Genomic DNA, 18,515 nt, shown 5'->3' on the forward strand with positions numbered 1-18,515 from the left:
AGTACATTTTTACTTATTTTTTAGCTGGCTGCGTCTTATAAGCTTCATGACTTCCATAATCGGAATGATAGAAACTGCAATTAAAATCGCCACAAAATATTCCGTTAGTGAAATATGTTCAAACTCAAATGCTCTGCTTAAAAATGGTACATAGATGACTGCAGTCGTCAGTACAAACGATGCCAGAAGCGATCCAAATAAAAACTTATTTTTCGTCTTTAACCGAAAGATTGACTCATGTCTGGAACGCATATTAAAGGAGTGGAACATCTCAAGAAGTGACAGGGATAAGAATGCCATCGTCATACCATCAGCACTTTCTGCAATTTCCCATAATCCGCTTTCCATGTAATGACCTACAAAATATGCCAAAAGAGTAAGAAATCCAATGACGGCTCCCTGGAATAATGTTTCACCAGCAACCCCATCTGCAAAGATACCATCCCCTGCATTTCTTGGATTACGTTTCATAATATCAGCTTCCTGTTCCTCCATGCCAATCCCTATGGCTGGGAAACAGTCTGTAATTAAGTTTATCCATAATAGATGAACTGGTTTTAATATCGTAAAGCCAAGTAAGCTGGCAATGAATACAGCAATGACTTCTGCAAGGTTTGAAGATAAGAGGAACTGAATGGCTTTTCTTATATTGTCATAAATACGTCTTCCTTCTGCAACCGCACTTACGATGGTTGCAAAATTATCATCTGCGAGAACCATATCTGCAACATCCTTGGTAACATCGGTTCCAGTAATTCCCATACCAACGCCGATATCTGCTTCCTTAATGGATGGAGCATCATTAACACCATCTCCAGTCATCGCAGTTACCTTAGATAATTTTTTCCATGTTTTTACAATGCGTACCTTATGCTCTGGCTGCACTCTGGCATACACGGAATAATTTTGTATGCTTTTTTCAAGTTCTTCCTCGGACAGTTTATTTAGTTCGGCTCCTGTGATGGCCATACTTTCATCTTCAAGAATGCCAAGTTCTTTCGCGATCGCGACTGCTGTATCCTTATGATCTCCAGTAATCATGATCGCACGAATTCCAGCTTCCTTACATTCAATAATTGCAGATTTCACCTCAGGTCTTACTGGATCAATCATACCGGATAAGCCAAGGTATATCAAATCATGTTCTATTTCAGCGGGTTCAATGGAATAAGGCAATTCAGACCATTCTTTCATAGAAGCACATAAAACCCGAAGTGCTTTATCTGCCATTTCCTTATTAGATGCAATAATTTCTGTACGAAGTCTATCTGTCATTTCTACTATATTGCCATCAACATAAGCCTTGCTACATCTCTTTAGCACCTCATCCGGAGCACCCTTGGTAAACTGAATGACAGTACCATCAGACTTTTTATGAAGCGTTGACATCATTTTTCTAACTGAATCAAAAGGCGCCTCGGCAACTCGAACATATTCCTTCGCAAGTTCTGGTTTTGACAAACCATTCTTAAATGCATCATTGACAAGTGCACATTCTGTAGGCTCTCCGATTGCCTGTGATGTATCTATATCCATCTCTGCATCAGAGCAAAGGGACATTGCAGTCATAAGAAGCTTCTCATCAGAACAGGAATGTTCTACAACGGTCATCTTATTCTGAGTCAAAGTTCCTGTTTTATCAGAACAGATAATTTGTGTACATCCAAGAGTTTCTACAGCAGTAAGCTTTCTTATGATTGCATGTTCTTTTGACATTTTTGTAACGCCAATGGAGAGAAGTATGGTAACAACGGCTGCAAGGCCTTCGGGAATAGCTGCTACTGCAAGAGAAACGGCTATCATAAAAGTATCAATGAGAGCATCAAGGTGAATTTCACCTCCAGCTATAAGTATTCTGGCCATATCAGTAGCAAACATAACGGCACAGATAGCCAGAACCATAATGGATAATCCCTTTGAAAGCTGATTGAGCTTTATCTGCAAAGGGGTCTCTTCCTCTTTCGCCGTGTTAATTGCATCAGCAATACGCCCAATCTCTGTATCCATTCCTGTATAACATACAACCGCTTTTCCACGGCCATAAACGATGGTAGAGCCTGTATAAACCATGTTTTTTCTATCGCCGAGAGTAACTTCCTCTGAACCTGTTCCTATGGCTTTTTCAGTTTTTGTTACAGATGTTGATTCTCCTGTCAGTGCAGCCTCTTCCACTTTTAGACTGGCACATTCAATTAATCTTGAATCTGCAGGTACTGCATCTCCTGCCTCTAAAAGAATAATATCTCCAGGAACAAGCTCTTCGGAACGAACACTTTCAATTTTATCATTTCTTATTACATTTGATGTCGCTGCTGCCATTTCCTGAAGTGCTTCTATGGCGGCTTCTGCTTTTGATTCCTGATATACTCCAAGTGCTGCATTAATGGTAACAACAAGAAGAATAATGACAGTATCTATCATGCTTTCCCCCACATAGAGTGAGGTAATACCAGAGATAACTGCTGCAATCATAAGTACAACGTTCATAAAATTAATCAGTTCGTTAAAAAACTTTTGAATCAGACTGGGCTTTACACCTTCTTTTAGTTTATTCAAACCATATTTTGATTTCCGTTCCTCCACCTGCGCACTGGAGAGTCCCTGTGTCGATGTTTTAAGATTTTCAAGTACTTCAGAGGACTTCATTAAATACTCTTTTTGCATTTTTCTTCTCCCACTTTTTTATACAAAATTCAACAACATTATTTATTTTACACCAATACCAAAATAAATCCAGTAGGTTTTTTTATCTATTTTAAAAATAGTCTGCCCTTTCGCAACGTAAAAATAATTTATTCTACATTGCAAAAGAGCAGACTTCGGTCTGAACAGATTCTTTATTATTTCATATCCTTATCTGTATTTTCCTTAAGTACTTTTGAAAGAGCTTCAATTCCTTCCTCGCAAAGATAGTTAAATGGTCTTCTGCAGTCTCCTACTGGATAACCTAACATAGCCACTGCTTTCTTAACAATCGTATTAGGATTGCCATATTTAAATACAGCTCTAAAACTAGCAATGGATTCCTGAACCACTTCCGCCTCTTCTAGTTTACCCTCCATAAATAAGTTGTAAATAGATGACAATACTTCTGGATATACATTAGAACAACCTGCGATACCACCAAAACCACCTTCTTTCAAGCAAGGAAGTATGAGTGCATCATTTCCGGAAAGTACATAGAAGTCTTTTTCAAGCTCACGTGTTTCCGTAATATAAGCTTTCAGATTATCCCAATCACCGCTTGAATCCTTAGCTCCAACAATTAAATCAACGTCCTTTGCAAGTTTTGCAACAGTTTCAGGAAGTAACTTATTGCCAGTACGAGCAGGAATGTTATAAAGTACGATTGGCGTATCAACGTGCTTTGCAATTTCAACATAGTGATCATATAATTCTTTCTGTGACGCAACTGCAAAGCTTGGTGTGATAATGGATAAAACATCTGCGCCTAACTCTTCTGCTTTCTTACTCATACGGATTGTATCTTTTGTGGATATTAAACCGGAGCCAGCATATACAGGTACTCTTCCCTTAACCTGATCGATGGTAGCTTCTAGAACTTCAACCTTTTCGTTTTCGCTTAATATGTAGCCTTCCCCATTCGTTCCAAATGGGAAAATTCCATGTACTCCACTGCTGATAAGGCGTTCAACCTGATTGCGCAGCTCTGTAAGATTTACAGACTCATCTGCATTCATTGGTGTTAAGATTGGGGTAATGATACCTTTTAATTCTACTTTCTTCATCTTGTTGTCCTCCTAGACTTATTTCATTATTTTTAGTGCAATTCTACACAAAATATCCTCTGTTCCAAATCCCCCAGACTTAGAGATGATCTGTTGGTTATACCCATTCCAAATAAGCTTAGAAACAACTAACCCTGGTTCTATCTCACACACCGGTTCTATCTGTGTACACCCAACTAGTTTCATGTATCCCATAAGTGTATCTCCTCCTGACATAAGGATGGTCAAATCAACCTTTTCCTCTGCAAGAGCTTTTACAATATGTCCATGTGCCTGTGGTATCCGTGTTCTTAACTCATCAATATTCTTGCTTTTATCAGCCACGAAATTCACGATATTTTCTTCCGTGTCAAACGAATCCACAATTACCTTTTTGTTCGTTTTACACATATTAATAATTTCTTCCAGAAACTTCTTTCCTTCTGAAGTATTGTAATAATTAGTATCGTACTTCTGTTCCATCGTAAGTCTTCTTCTTATAAAGCTATCATTACGTTCTGCATATTCTAATTGTCTGAGTGTAATCTTATTTAGGCTTCCACATGCCACATACAAACCATCCGTCTTTTCGTATGATGACACTTCTTTGCTATTGCATAAAACTTTTTCCGCCAATCGCTCTCCAAGCACTGCACAGCCTGCGATAAGTTTCAGCCCATTCATCTTGACTAATTCGTCTAATCTATGATCAATATCCCTCACAGTTTGAGTGTCGCATACGATTATTTCTGACATGGGATTCATCTTATCCGTAATGGGTTCTTCTACGCTTTTACAAATAACAGAGATGTCACTTTGATCCTTTATAATGTCTGGTATATACGACTTAGTAACTGGATCAAATGGATCTTTTCCAAATACACTGTCCTCTAGTAATTCTCCGGATATATAGTGCACTCCACCCTTTGTGATTCTTCCTATTTCCGGATGTCCTGGGAGAAAATAAATCGGGAAGCCTTTTATGGCATCAGCTACTGCCTGAAGTTCTGAACCAATATTTCCACGTAAGGCTGAATCCGTCTTTTTAAATATAATTCCGATCCCATTTTTGAGCGCCCAATCAGCAATGCTGTATACAACCTCATAGGAATCCTTGGCTGACATAGGTCTGGACTCTGAATCTACAACAATAATTTCAGTGTCTGTTTTTACATCATTTCCATCTAGCTTACCTTCTGTGAATACCTGAGTGCGAATCCCACGTTTGGCAAATTGTATGCCAGTATCTAACGCCCCAGTAATATCATCTGCTATAATTAACATCCTTACCATACAATCCCCCTCCACTACTTACTTACTTGATGCTAGGCGAATCGCATAGTCGATTGAATTAGTAAGACTTAACTCACTGGATATTCCTTTTCCAGCTAAATCAAAACCCGTTCCATGGTCCACAGATACTCTTATAATCGGAATACCAAGTGTTATATTTACACCTGATACCGCATCCCATTTTTTAAGATCCTTATTATAATTAAAGCCCTTAACCTTTAAAGGAATATGTCCCTGATCATGATACATTGCAACAACGATATCATACCAGCCACCTAATGCTTTTGAAAAAATAGTATCAGCAGGTGTTGGTATTCCTTCTGGAATGCAGATACCTTCTGCCATGGCCTCATCAATTGCTGGCTGAATTTCTTCTATCTCCTCTGTTCCAAACAGTCCATTTTCTCCGCAATGGGGATTTAATCCAGCCACTCCGATTTTCGGATTTTCAATGCCAATGGCTTTACAGCCCTCATTTGCAATTCTGATAACTTCTAACACTCTGGCCTTTTTTACCTTGTCACAAGCTTGACGAAGGGAAACATGAGTGGATACATGGACCACCCTTAAATCTTCATGCGCCAGCATCATGGTATACCGATCTGTATGAGTGTATTCTGCATAGATTTCTGTATGTCCTGAGTAATGATGTCCAGCCATATTGATTGCCTCTTTATTTAATGCATTGGTTACCGTTGCATCAATGGTTCCATTCATTGCCAGTTCAATAACTTTGACAACATACTGAAATGCTGCCTCCCCACACATCTTAGATATTTTTCCATAGATATGTTTTTCCATATCAACCATACCCATGTCGTATACATCAATCGTTCCATATTCAAAGACTGCATCTTCCACTTTATTAACCGCATGGATTTTAATCTCATTTTCCTTATCCAGTCTTTTTACGATCTCTTCCATACAATTCGCATCACCGATTATGATAGGACGACACGTTTCATATACGTCTTTATCCAGCAATACCTTCACTGATAACTCAGATCCATTTCCAGCGGGATCACCCATAGTTATTCCGATAATCGGTCTTTTCTTCATTGTCTCACCTTCCTTATTTAAGAACCTTTAAGTAAATATTTCTTATATCTTCAAGGCTTAATTCCTTCCTATTATTAACAAGTAATCTCTGTTGTTTGCTTCCTGCCTCTACTAAAGTTTCCAAATCTTCCTTTTTAACACCAAATTCTTTTAGATCTGTAGGAATGTTGGTACACTTCACAATGTCAGCAATCTGATCAATGACATACTGTGCTTTTTCAGATTTCATTTTTACTGGGAGGCCATGGAATACGGCATCATATAACTTAGCAAGTCTGTCTTCACATGCATCTTTATTAAATTCCATAACATGTGCAAATAAAATTGCATTGGATACACCATGAGCAATATGATATTTTCCTCCAAGGGGATAAGATAACGCATGAACTGCTGTTGTACCGCTTCCAGTAATGGCTACTCCACCATAAAAGGCACCTAAAAGCAGATTGTTTTTTGCCTCTAAATTATCAGCATCATTATATGCTTCTCTGATATTATTAAAAATCAATTTCGCCCCTGCAAGTGCATATGTGTCAGATAGTGGAGTTGCTTTTTTTGATGTATAACACTCGACTACGTGAGCCAGCGCATCCACACCAGTTGCTGCGACGATTGATTTTGGAAGTTTCTTTATGAAATTTGCATCAAGAATCACGTAATCCGGTATCATATTATCATTTACAATCCCTTTTTTCGATTGTTCTTCTGGAATTGCAACAATTGCATTACAAGTCGCTTCGGAACCAGTACCACAGGTAGTCGGAATCATGATTGTTTTCAATTGTTTTCTTGCCTGAGTCGGATCATCTAATAAATCTTTTACGGAATATGTAGCACCTTTTAAAACAGAGCAAAGTTTTGCAACGTCCATAACGCTGCCGCCGCCAATGGCAATAATCAAATCACCATCATAATCCTCGACTTCTTTCATCACTCTTTCTGCATCCTGGTAAGCAGGTTCTGGTGTCAAACTATCATATACTCTGTACTGCGTATTCGTTTCATCTAACAGGTTTGTCAAAATATCTAAGAGCCCATGTTCGCGTATCCCTTTATCTGTAAATATAATTATTTTCTTTGAATCTTCTTTCTTAATTATGGCATTTACATGTTCAATACATCCTTCTCCGCCATATACGCAAGATGGAATTTTAATTTGGTAGCTCATTTCAGTTCCTCCTAGTTATTTTATTTTCTCGTCTCAATATAAAACATTTTATCTATATACCTATATTATACTATCATGACGTGGCGATTCAAGTGATATACCTTCTAATTTACGTCTTATATTAATACACGTTATATCTAAATCGTTGCTTTTTGCGACATTTGATATTATAATAGTATCGAAACAACTAACAAATTGGGTTTTACACATTGGGAGAGTTTATGCAGAAGGTTAAGATACTTGTCATTGCTCCATACGAGGGAATGACAGAAATATTTGAGAATATTTCTAAAAATCGTGATGATATTGATTTAACAATTCAAACTGGGGACTTGAATACCGGGCGAAAAATTGTTGAAAACTTAGCTCATAAAAACTACGATGTCATTATTTCAAGAGGTGGTACGGCTGAACTCATTCGTTCCTCTGTTGAAATTCCTGTAGTTGATATATCAATTTCGGGTTATGACATTCTTCGTAGTATTAAGATGGCAGAAAGTTACTCTGGCAAGCTTGTTATCGCTGGATTTTCCGGGATTACCAAGCAAGCACGGGTACTCTGTGATTTGCTTCAATATGATATCAATATCATTACATTTACAAGTGAAGAGGGTGCTCTTGCTGCTCTTCGCGCAGCAAGAAACGATGGCGCGTCACTTGTACTTTGTGATATGACAGGCGCAAATTATGCAAAAATTTTAAATATGAACTCTATTCTCATAACTTCAGGTACGGAAAGTATTAACGATGCAATCAATGAAGCGAAAAAAATAGTCCATTCCTCCAATCATGTGCACAAACAAAAGAATCTTTTTCAGAGTCTTCTCACTGATGAGGACCGAGAGTTCCTCATTTATGATCCTGCAGGTTCCCTATGGTTTTCAAGTTTTTCACTTGATGGAATGAATGTATCACTGATGAACGTGGTTCAAACATACTTAAAAGCCTTCTTAAAAGTTCCAAACCAAAGTGTTGCCAGGCAGATACGTGATAAAGTCTACACGTTCACTTGCCGTCATCTCTATATTGATGAGCAAAAATATACAGCTATCATAATAAACCAAAAGCTTGCACTTTTTGCTGAGGATGATATCGGAATCACCATATATAATAAGCCAGATTCGGATTCCACAAATTTTTCAAACTTTTTTGGAAGTTCCAATAAAATCGGCAACACGGCTCATATCATAGAGGAATACAGCAAAAGCTACCTTCCCGTATTAATTACTGGAGAAGATGGCACTGGCAAAGATAAGGTAGCATCTCTTATGTACGAAAATGGTCCGTATCATACTTCACCTTTTTATGTCATAGACTGCAAATTTATTAGCGAACGTAAATGGAACCATATCATGAATAATGAGAATTCTCCTCTTGCAGATGTACATTCTACCATATACATCAAAAATGTCTGCATGCTCTCTCATTCTCAGCTTGAAAAACTATTTAACTATATCGACCACACGGACCTTACAAAACGAAATCGCATGATTTTCTCTCTTTTGATTACCAATGAGATATCACCAGAATCCACCGATATTAAAAATCACTTAGAAAAGCGACTCTCTTGTTTAACCTTAAATCTGCTGCCACTAAGAGAAAGAAGTGACGACATTCCAAGCATTACCGCATTATATCTTCATAAGCTAAATGTATCACTTGGAAAACAGATTATTGGTTTAGAAGCAGAGGCAATGGATATTTTCACTGCTTTTCCTTGGACTCAAAATCTGGATCAGCTACATCATGTACTTAAAGAACTTGCCGTGGTCACAAAGACTCCTTATATCACCTATCATGATGTAAAATATTTCCTTGATCAGGAAATGCCAGCAATGCCTTCACTGCCTTCCGTCGACTTGGATCTAACACAGACTTTAGACGAAATCAACTATCAAATTATACTAACTGTATTGGAAGAAGAACATGAAAATAAAGAAAAGACTGCAAGCAGGCTTGGAATCAGTCGAAGCACGTTATGGAGAATTTTGAAGACTCACAATGGGATATAGATTAAATCTAGATAAGAGAATCCTGCTTGCAGGATTCTCTAGCTGAGGGAAGTTGCGTTAGGAAGATCATTTTAACCCGGTCTTTATTACGGCTCAACGTAATATTGAAACCCTGCATCAGTGATCATCTTTATGGTATCATCAATCCCCTGACCGTCAGCCGTCAAATAACCAGAGGCGAAAATGGAATCTGCTGCATAGAACATTTGCTTTTCTCTTCCTTTTAAATACACCTCTCTGCCTGCCGCACAACGGATATCCGACTGTGGGCATAAAAGGCGGGCTAGGCATAAGATCTTTAAACAGTAATCCCCTGTCAAGTATGAGGTGTCTCTATGCTCCAGGGCTGTTCCTTCTAATGGGATAAGAAAATTGATTGGAACTGCTTTAGGCTGTATGGACTGTATCTGAAAAAGCATATCCACCACATCTGTGTTATCCTCTCCCAATCCGATGATTCCTCCACAGCATAATTCAAAGCCAAGGCTTTTGAGTCTCTTTATATTGTCCAGGCGTTCCTCATATGTATGAGAGGTACAGATATTGGGATAATGTTTTCTACTGGTATTTAGATTATGATTGATTCTGTCTACACCTGCTTCTCTTAACATCACCGCCTGTTGTTCCGTCAAAAAACCAATGGAACAGCATATGGGGCTGTTTGTTTCTTTCTTAAGTTTTCTTACTTCATCAGCAAATTCACTGATTTCCCCATCTGAAAAACGGATTCCGCTTAAGCCAATGCAATGGCGGGCTAAGTTCTTCTCCTTTACGGTATAGCCATCCTGTTGCAGCTTCTCATAGGTAATAAGCTTGTATTTGTCAATATCCGCCTTGGAATCCCGGGATTGGGCACAATAGGTACAGTTTTGGGAGCAGTCTCCGCTTCGTGCGTTGGTAAGGAGGTGAATTCCCACGGTATTGCCCTTATACTTTTTCCTGATTTCATATACCTCTTCTAAAAGGATTGGGAGTTCCTTCTCTGGCAATTCTAAAATTGATAATGCCATCTCTCTTGTCATATTCTTAAGATCATACTTCATTTTCAGACTCTCCTTTTTTTATCTCATGATGGGATGTAGCTTTTTTATGAGTGATATACTTATAAAAGTCTTCAAACAGTCTCCTGCCAAAAATGGCAAAACACAAACCAATAGAGCTGCCACAAAACCGGTACCGGTAATGAGGCAATACCACATTGTTCCAAATAAATAAGTAAGAATCCATCCGGCATAAATGGCCGCCGCCATTGCTTTCATGGATTTTTTCCCAAACCGTTCCATCAAAAATCCACTAAGATAGGCAGAGAATATGTAGGCGATGATATATCCCCCTGTAGGACCAAATATCCGCCCAGGACCCCCAGAGAATCCGGAGAAGACCGGAAGCCCTATCACTCCCATTAAAATATATACAAGCTGACTTAAAGCCCCATATCTGGCTCCTAAAAGGCCGGCGGCTGTATAGGTGGACAAGTGAGTCATATTAATTGGAACGGGACCAATTGGAATGGTAATTTGAGCTAATACAGCATTTAGAGCGGCAAAGAAAGCACATAGAACCCATTTTCTGCTTGTTGTAATCATGATCATAACCTCCTGATGTAATTTCAATTCTTTGCCATTATACAAAGACAGGCTCCAATTGTCAACCACTTTATATTTATAGGTTAACAATTAGGAGAATTCATAAAAAGTAACGCAAAACAGCGTCTTGCTCCGGTTATAAGCCGAGCAAGACGCTGCTTTCATTTCCCATTTGATATGGGTATGATTTTTGAATTTAACTGTTATTTCTCATAAAGAAACTCTTCTGGTAGTGTTACTTTGAAATCACGAGCCAGATCACGGAAATTTCCTGCTGTAATGGTCTGAAGTTTGTCAGGTCTGATGGAGAGAACCTTTACGAGTATTTCAGCAGACTTCTCCACTGTATGCATCAGGCCAAAGGTTAAGTCAAAGTCTTCTCCTGAGGCAAACAAGCCGTGATGAGCCCAGATAGCCACATCATACTTCTTCATAAGCTCGCTGGTAGCAACTGCAATTTCACGTCCGCCTGGCACCATCCAGCCTACAACACCAACGCCACTTGGAAATACCACGGGGCATTCGGTAGCCATTTCCCACAATTCTCTTGTAAATACTTCATCTTCCAATGGAAGCACAAAGGTAAGAGCAATTATATTCGTAGGATGAGCATGGTAAATCACGCGGTGAGCTCCTCCTGTTGCCGCCTTTTTCACCTCATGGTTCATTAAATGGGAAGGTAGTTCACTAGTAGGACGCCCACCTTTTGAGAGTCCCCATAAGATTTTATAATTTTCTCCGCTCTCATCTATTTCTATGATGCAGCTATTAACTTCCGGTTCAAGAATCACATTACGGAAATATTTTCCGCTTCCTGTTACCATGAAGCACTCTCCAGAAAGTCCTTTTACCGTTGTTCCTATGGGCTGCCATGGAGCATCAGACGTAAGCTCTTCTCTAACAGATTCCACCTCTTCCTGTTTGATTCGATAGCTTAAGTTTCCGCCATTTCTTTCATGCCAGTTCTGTTTAAAGCCATCGTCACACAAACGGATAAAGCCTTTTACAAATTCCGCATCTAAAATTTTCATGTTTATTTTCTCCTTATTTCCGGTTTAATAATACTTCTTTCTCATAGGTAGCAACTTCTTTAAACCAGTCTTCCTTCGCTGGGACTCCATTCAATTCACAGAAATAATTCCATACATCACCAATGGGATAAAGCTTTAATTCCTCCTGAAGCATCATCAGTTCAGTGAAGCTACGGGAATTTTGAAGCTGTGCCAATTTTTCATTAGGAAGAAGCAGGGCGTTAAGTAATGCCTTTTGCATGTTTCTCATTCCAACCACCCAGGCACTGATGCGGTTGATGCTGGCATCGAAAAAGTCAAGTGCTAAAAGAACTCGGTCGGAACCGCCCCGTATGATTTCCTTTGCGATTTCCTTTGTCTCATCATCAAATAATACTACGTGATCACTATCCCAGCGCACTGGTCTAGTCACGTGAAGGGCAACTTTATCAAAGAATAAAAGCATGGAAGAAATCTTATCCGATACTACTTCCGTTGGATGATAATGTCCGCTATCAAGAAGGCACAAAATATCATTTTTTGAAGCGTAATTCATATAAAATTCATGGGAGCCTATGGTGCAGCTTTCCATACCGATTCCAAACACCTTTGATTCTACTGCTACAAGCACCTTTGTTTTATCATACTCCATGGAGAGGATCTGGTCCAGAGAATCCTTAAGTCTTGCTCTTGGAGAGGTACGATCCGCTGGAATATCTTTAAATCCATCCGGAATCCAGATATTCATGGTACAAGGATTTCCCTGTTCTGTAGCAAAATATTCAGAGATTTTGATACACGCTTTTACATGATCAATCCAGAAAGATCGAATCTTTGGATCTTCGCTTGATAAGGTGGCATTTTCTGCGTTGGCATGGGAGAACAAGGTTGGATTAAAATCAATTCCGATTCCCTTCTCCTTTGCAAACTCCACCCATTTTTTAAAATGTTTTGGCTCTAATTGATCTCTGTCGACCCATTCACCCTCTTCGAAAATGGCATAGCTTGCATGTAAGTTAATGCGGTGCTTTCCGGGAATCAGACTTAATGTTTTATCCATATCCGCCATCAATTCCTCTGGGTTTCTGGCGCGTCCTGGATAGTTACCTGTTGTCTGGATTCCTCCTGAAAGAGCGCCTGCTCCGTCAAATCCAGTTACATCATCTCCCTGCCAGCAATGCATGGAGATAGGAATTTCCTTTAAAGCTTTCATTGCAACATCTGTATCCACACCAATTGCTTTGTATACTTCTTTCGCTGCATCATATCTTTCTTTTAATGTCATCATCTTTCTTCTCCTTTAATCTATTAATCCAGATGAAATACCGGTTTGAGTGAAACAGATACAGGGCTATTGTCCGGGTTGGTGCTCATAATATCTGCCATGAAATCCCACCATTTTCGGTTGATTGGAGTATCGGCTGATTTGGCCCATCTCTCCTCATCCTCAATCTCAATATAGCCATAAAGAACATTGGTTTCTTCGTCTAAAAATATGGAATAATTATGACCCCCGCACTGATTGATCATTTCCCTCATCTCCGGCCAGAGCATATTGTGCCTCTTTTCATATTCTTCCGCCATTCCTTCATTTAAGTACATTTTAAATGATTTTCTGATCATATATTTTTCTCCTTTATTCCGATTGTTTCAAAGACTTATATTCTTTCACTGCAAAAGACTGATATACTACTTCTCTTGCCTGTTTTAAACCATTAAATTCATGATTTGCAAGCATCTGTGCAAGCAAGTTTCCAATGGCAGTGGCCTCTCCTGGTCCTGCATATACGGTTCGCTCCGTAAAGTCTGCCGTTAGCTGGTTTAGATACTCTGCGTTAGAACCGCCGCCCACCACATGTATGGACTCATATGTTTTGCCGGTAATGGATTCCAGCTCTTTCACCGTCTGAGCGTAGCAAACGGCTAAACTGTTATAGATAACTGCTGAAATCTCTCCAGGCGTGTTTGGAACCTGTAAATCCTTCTCCCTGCAATACTCTTTTACTGCCGTTATCATACTTTCCGGTGCCAGAAATGCGGTGTCATTGCAGTCCACAAGAGAACTTATGGATTCCTTTGAAGCCATCTCGCAAAGCTGTGCAAAGGAATATTCTTCCCCTTTTTGTGAAAGCTCTTTTTTCACGGACTGAATCATCCAAAGACCCATAATATTCTTTAAATACCGATAACGGGTATCATATCCACCTTCGTTTGTAAAATTCGCTTCCATACTTTGCACAGAACAATCTGCTTTTAAAAGCTCGGTTCCCATTAAGGACCATGTCCCTGAACTGATATACAACATATCTTCCATGGATGCACCGGGAACAACTGGAACTGCCATAACTGCGGAGGCGGTATCATGAGTGGCAGGAAGTATCACCTGACAATCAAAGCCCACTTCTTCTTTTACCTTTTTAGTAAGCCCGCCTACCAGAGTTCCTGGCATGGAAAGCGGTCCAAAAAGCTTCTGTGGAAGACCCAGGCTCTGAATCAAATCGTAATCCCAGGTACCCGTAACTGGACTTACAAGCTGAGTGGTGGTAGCATTTGTATACTCTTGTTTCTTTACTCCAGTCAGAAGGTAGTGAAAGTAATCCGGTATCATTAGAAAGCTTTCCGCTTCTTTTAAATGCTCTGGAGTTTTATTCTTTACTGCCGTAAGCTGATAGATGGTATTAAAGATCTGCTTTTGGATTCCAGTTCTTTCATAAAGCTGTGTAAGAGGTATGGTCTTATAAACCTCCTCATCCATGCCTTTCGTCCTGTCATCCCGATACCCAACCGCTTCTCCTAGAATTTCACCTTCATTATTAAGAAGAACAAAATCCACCGCCCAGGTATCAATTCCCATACTTACTGGAATCTTACCAAGCTTCTTACACTGTTTCATTCCTTCTAAGATCTCTGCAAATAAGGACTCTACATCCCAGCATAGTTTTCCCTGCTTTGGCTTCATACCGTTCTCAAAGCGGTATATCTCCTCCAGAAGAATCGTTCCTTCTTTCACCGTCCCAAGAATATGGCGTCCGCTGGAAGCTCCAATATCTACGGCAAGATAGTATTTTTTCATGCTTACCCCTCCCATATTTTTCTTCTTCTATCATAATTCATTTTCATATAAAAAATAAGGACGCTGTTTATTTAAAACAACGTCCTTATTTGCACTTTCTCATGAAAGCTTTATTCGTCAGGTGGGATTATTTCATTGCAAGCTCTCGCTCCACATAGTGAATGAAATCTTCCAGCATCTTTGACTTTCTCTTGTTCTTTGGATAGATAAACCACGTATTTCGAATCACCGGAGATCCGTCCTTTTTTGTCAGTGGAGTCAGACAAAGATTATATTCGTTCACAAAGTTATTCGGTAAAAAACAACTGGTGTACCCCGGCCCCTTACTGATTAGCTGCCAAGCGAAATCAATAAAGCCTACCTCCATACCGGAAGGCATGGCTGTTCCATAACGGTCCTGCCACCATTCATCTAAAAGCTCCTTGGTACGGTCATTTGTGCTATATGCGATTCGCTGCAAATTTGGTAGCTGGCTAAAATCCACCTTTTCCTTGGTGATGAGATATGCCTGATTTTGACCAATCAGTACTTTATTCACAGCGCCCTCATAATCTCCCCGGATAAAGCCAACATCAACAGTTCCCTCTAAAAGCTTTCTAAAAAGAAGATTACTCTGATCATTCACTATGTGAAAATTAACATTGGAATGTGTTTGTTTATATTGGTACAAAACATCTGTAAGAGTATATTTACTGTATGTGTAGGAAGAACCGATGACAATGCTCTCTTTTGCGCTTTCTTTTAATTCGTTTAGTCCCTGGTTGGTTTCCTTCATAAAATCCAGATAGGTCTTCGCCTGCTTTGCCAGAAATTCACCTTCTATGGTAAACTCCAGCCCCTGTGGTGTTCTGTTTACAATGGTCACCTGAAATTCTGATTCCATGTTTTGAAGCCTTTTTGTAAGGGAAGGCTGGGTCATAAACAACAGGCTGGCTGCCTTTGACATATTTGGATTTTTGTAAAGCTCATACAGGATCTCCCAATCAGAATCTCTCATTACATTGCCCCTTTGTCCTTTTCTTCCATTTTATCAGACCCCTTTATCTAATACAAGGAGGAAGTCAAATGTCCAAAAGAGTTTATCCTATTCTTTCTAAGGTATAAAGTAGATAATCTGTAAAATCTGCCGCACTGGCATCTTCCTTTCTGGTCGTGACCACTATTTTTTTCTCTGTCGCAACACAAATATTCAGTGCCTCATCCAAAAGCACTTTCTGTTCCCCATATCCAATATGTTGGAGCATCTGACCCATAGCTCGGATTAAGCTGCAGGGGTCTGCATATTCCCCTCTGCCCTGGGAGATTAAACTGGGAGCTGTGCCGTGGATTGCTTCAAACAGGGTTTTCCTCGATCAATTTCACCCCGTACCAGTTTTTTTAACACCCGAAGCGCCTGTTCCATGATAATGGGCCCAATGCCGTCTCCAGGTAAAATCCCTATTATAATCTTGTTAAGTTTGCCAAAATCCGTCACTTCAGTCGTGGATTTCATGCGCTTTATTCTTTCATATTCCTCTTGAATCAATGCTCCAAATGTATCTTCTGCAACCCTTTTGTTATCCATGGTTTCTCCCCTTTCTTTCACCAAATAGTTATGATTTCTCTAAAGCTGCTTTTTCAAATAAGTCAACTGACCTCCATTTAAAACAACCTCCATCTCGTTATCCGTTATCTCCAGTTTGACGTCGAACTGGAAATGACGTGTTTTGTTTTTTATGGTTATCGTCCTTGTAGGAATCTGTTCCAGCAGATTTTCAATTTCCAGCTCATCTTCTAGTTCCAAACCATCGTAATCTGCGGGATTGGCAAATATCATAGGAATGATGCCATGATTGATTAAATTTCCCTTATGGATTCTTGCTATACTTTTTGCGATTACCGCCTTGACCCCAAGATACATGGGGTTAATGGCTGCATGTTCTCTGGAGGAACCTTGTCCATAATTCTCTCCACCGATAATAATGCTTTCCCCCATGGCCTTTGCACTCGCTGCAAAATCAGGAGCATACCGGTGATAGCAATACTGTGACATAAGCGGAATGTTAGAACGCATACTGCTAAACTCAGCGCTTGCGGGTGTGATATCATCAGTGGAAATGTTATCTTGACCTTTTAAGCTGATGGGTGCACACAAATAATTTTGCGGTGCATCCGGAACCGGAAGTGGCTTAATATTGGGGCCTCTCACCACAGTTACTTCTAATGCTTCCTCCTCAGGAAGAGGCTTAATGAGCATTCCATCATCAATTTTGTACTCTTTCGGCTCTTTCACCTCTGCTAACTTCCCAATCTCTATCCCAAGAATTTCCTCTGCAGTGGCAAAGGTCCCGGTAATTGCAGTCGCAGCAGCGCTTTCAGGGCTAACCAGATAGATCTCTGCTGTTGGATTACCTGCCCTTCCTATAAAGTTCCGGTTGGTAGTACGCACTGCGATTCCCTTTGTGGCAGGGGTCTGCCCGATGGCGCAGCAAGGACCGCAGGCGATTTCCAGCATCCGAACTCCTGCATCAAGTAACATATCAATGTATCCATCCTGCATCAGTTTTTTATAAATCTGCTTTGATGCCACTGCACAGGTGCAGCTTACATTTTCATTTACCTGATGACCCTTTAAAACCAGGGCTGCTTTTGCAATATCCGAATAACTGGCATTGGTACAACTTCCGATAAATACCTGCTGCACCGGCCTTTTTTCCACCTCACTGATGCGCTTAACGTTATCTGGTTGATGAGGACAGGAAATTAACGGTTCCAGCTCACTTAGATTGATTTCAATGAAGCCGTCATACTCTGCATCTGAATCAGGAAGCAGTTCCTTATAATCCTGCTCACGGCCCTGGGAAATTAAAAATTTCCGAACCTGTTCATCTGCTGGGAAAATTGAGGTTGTTGCACCAGTTTCTGCTCCCATATTAGCGATGGTAGCCCTGGCGGAAACCTCCAAAGCCTCAGCACCGGGGCCCACATATTCATACACGTTTCCAAGTCCACCTTTGATGCTGACACGTCGCAGCATCTCTAAGATGATATCTTTTGAATTACAACCAGGTTTTAATACTCCTAACAGGTTCACCTTTATGACCTTTGGCATAGTAAGACGCATGGGAACTCCGGTCATTGCGGTAGCCACATCCATGCCTCCCACTCCGATGCAAAGCATGCCAATGGATCCACCATGAGGCGTGTGGCTGTCACCGCCCATACTGATTTTCCCTGGTACCCCAAACCGTGCCACATGAACCGAATGACAGATTCCGTTACCAGGACGTGATACATGGACTCCATAACGTTTCGCGACGGATTGCAGATAAATGTGATCATCCGGCGTTTTATTATCTACATACAATAGGTTGTGATCCAAGTAGCTGACGCTGCATTCTGTTCGTACGCGGTCAATTCCTACCGCCTCAAACGCAAGATAGGTCATGACTGCATTGATGTCATGGGTCAGCGTCTGGTCCACTTTTATAAATATTTCCTCTCCAGGAATCATGTTTCCTGAAACCAAATGTGATTCAATGATCTTATGTGTTAATGACTTTCCCACGGATATACCTCCCTATTTGACTCTTGTATTATTTTATCC

16 protein-coding genes are annotated in these 18,515 nt (G+C 40.1%); 1 reads left to right on the forward strand and 15 read right to left on the reverse strand.

Going from position 1 to position 18,515, the window contains the following annotated elements:
- Positions 1-9: 9 nt before the first annotated feature.
- From BET01_RS14465 to BET01_RS14485, 5 genes are all read right to left on the reverse strand, one after another.
- Positions 10-2,664 carry a cation-translocating P-type ATPase gene (locus BET01_RS14465; protein ID WP_120197516.1) on the reverse strand — a complete coding sequence of 885 codons (2,655 nt, stop codon included), beginning with the start codon at positions 2,662-2,664 and terminating at the stop codon, positions 10-12.
- A gap of 176 nt (positions 2,665-2,840) precedes the next feature.
- On the reverse strand, positions 2,841-3,749 hold the full coding sequence (gene dapA / locus BET01_RS14470; protein ID WP_120197517.1) for a 4-hydroxy-tetrahydrodipicolinate synthase: 909 nt from the start codon (positions 3,747-3,749) through the stop codon (positions 2,841-2,843).
- Between the two features lie 18 nt (positions 3,750-3,767).
- Positions 3,768-5,021 (reverse strand): four-carbon acid sugar kinase family protein, encoded by a 1,254-nt coding sequence (locus tag BET01_RS14475; protein ID WP_120197518.1) that lies wholly within the window; start codon positions 5,019-5,021, stop codon positions 3,768-3,770.
- An 18-nt stretch (positions 5,022-5,039) separates the two neighbouring features.
- The gene (gene pdxA, locus BET01_RS14480; RefSeq protein WP_120197519.1) at positions 5,040-6,080 is read right to left on the reverse strand and encodes a 4-hydroxythreonine-4-phosphate dehydrogenase PdxA; all 1,041 of its coding nucleotides are present in this window, start codon (positions 6,078-6,080) and stop codon (positions 5,040-5,042) included.
- A gap of 13 nt (positions 6,081-6,093) precedes the next feature.
- Complete coding sequence (locus BET01_RS14485; protein WP_120197520.1) at positions 6,094-7,248, reverse strand: iron-containing alcohol dehydrogenase; 1,155 nt, start codon at positions 7,246-7,248, stop codon at positions 6,094-6,096.
- 221 nt (positions 7,249-7,469) lie between these two features.
- On the opposite strand from BET01_RS14485, the gene BET01_RS14490 reads away from it, so the two are divergent.
- Positions 7,470-9,260 carry a sigma-54-dependent Fis family transcriptional regulator gene (locus BET01_RS14490; protein WP_120197521.1) on the forward strand — a complete coding sequence of 597 codons (1,791 nt, stop codon included), beginning with the start codon at positions 7,470-7,472 and terminating at the stop codon, positions 9,258-9,260.
- 86 nt (positions 9,261-9,346) lie between these two features.
- Here the strand turns inward: BET01_RS14490 and bioB are convergent, their stop codons facing one another.
- The 10 genes from bioB to BET01_RS14535 all read right to left on the reverse strand — a co-directional run bounded on the left by bioB (position 9,347) and on the right by BET01_RS14535 (position 18,476).
- Positions 9,347-10,303 carry a biotin synthase BioB gene (gene bioB / locus BET01_RS14495; RefSeq protein ID WP_120197522.1) on the reverse strand — a complete coding sequence of 319 codons (957 nt, stop codon included), beginning with the start codon at positions 10,301-10,303 and terminating at the stop codon, positions 9,347-9,349.
- A gap of 18 nt (positions 10,304-10,321) precedes the next feature.
- Positions 10,322-10,846, reverse strand: coding sequence for a biotin transporter BioY (locus BET01_RS14500; RefSeq protein ID WP_158585075.1), 525 nt, complete (start codon positions 10,844-10,846; stop codon positions 10,322-10,324).
- Between the two features lie 203 nt (positions 10,847-11,049).
- Positions 11,050-11,877 (reverse strand): rhamnulose-1-phosphate aldolase, encoded by an 828-nt coding sequence (gene rhaD / locus BET01_RS14505; protein ID WP_120197524.1) that lies wholly within the window; start codon positions 11,875-11,877, stop codon positions 11,050-11,052.
- Between the two features lie 13 nt (positions 11,878-11,890).
- Positions 11,891-13,141 (reverse strand): L-rhamnose isomerase, encoded by a 1,251-nt coding sequence (locus tag BET01_RS14510; protein ID WP_120197632.1) that lies wholly within the window; start codon positions 13,139-13,141, stop codon positions 11,891-11,893.
- 23 nt (positions 13,142-13,164) lie between these two features.
- Positions 13,165-13,479: an L-rhamnose mutarotase gene (gene rhaM, locus BET01_RS14515; protein ID WP_120197525.1), complete on the reverse strand. Its 315-nt coding sequence runs from the start codon at positions 13,477-13,479 to the stop codon at positions 13,165-13,167.
- A gap of 13 nt (positions 13,480-13,492) precedes the next feature.
- Positions 13,493-14,929 carry a rhamnulokinase gene (rhaB, locus tag BET01_RS14520; protein WP_120197526.1) on the reverse strand — a complete coding sequence of 479 codons (1,437 nt, stop codon included), beginning with the start codon at positions 14,927-14,929 and terminating at the stop codon, positions 13,493-13,495.
- A 127-nt stretch (positions 14,930-15,056) separates the two neighbouring features.
- Positions 15,057-15,926 carry a LysR family transcriptional regulator gene (locus tag BET01_RS14525; RefSeq protein ID WP_120197527.1) on the reverse strand — a complete coding sequence of 290 codons (870 nt, stop codon included), beginning with the start codon at positions 15,924-15,926 and terminating at the stop codon, positions 15,057-15,059.
- Between the two features lie 82 nt (positions 15,927-16,008).
- Complete coding sequence (locus tag BET01_RS22260; RefSeq protein ID WP_279221936.1) at positions 16,009-16,140, reverse strand: hypothetical protein; 132 nt, start codon at positions 16,138-16,140, stop codon at positions 16,009-16,011.
- Positions 16,141-16,232: 92 nt separating this feature from the next.
- Entirely contained in the window at positions 16,233-16,493 is a 261-nt protein-coding gene (locus BET01_RS22120) for a hypothetical protein (RefSeq protein ID WP_243117237.1), read from the reverse strand.
- Positions 16,494-16,532: 39 nt separating this feature from the next.
- A complete protein-coding gene (locus BET01_RS14535) occupies positions 16,533-18,476 on the reverse strand; it encodes an aconitate hydratase (RefSeq protein WP_120197528.1) in 1,944 nt (647 codons plus the stop codon).
- Between the last annotated feature and the right edge of the window lie 39 nt (positions 18,477-18,515).

Origin of the sequence: Lacrimispora algidixylanolytica (assembly GCF_003609635.1) — a bacterium.
In the GTDB taxonomy this organism is placed as follows: Bacteria; Bacillota; Clostridia; order Lachnospirales; family Lachnospiraceae; genus Lacrimispora; species Lacrimispora algidixylanolytica.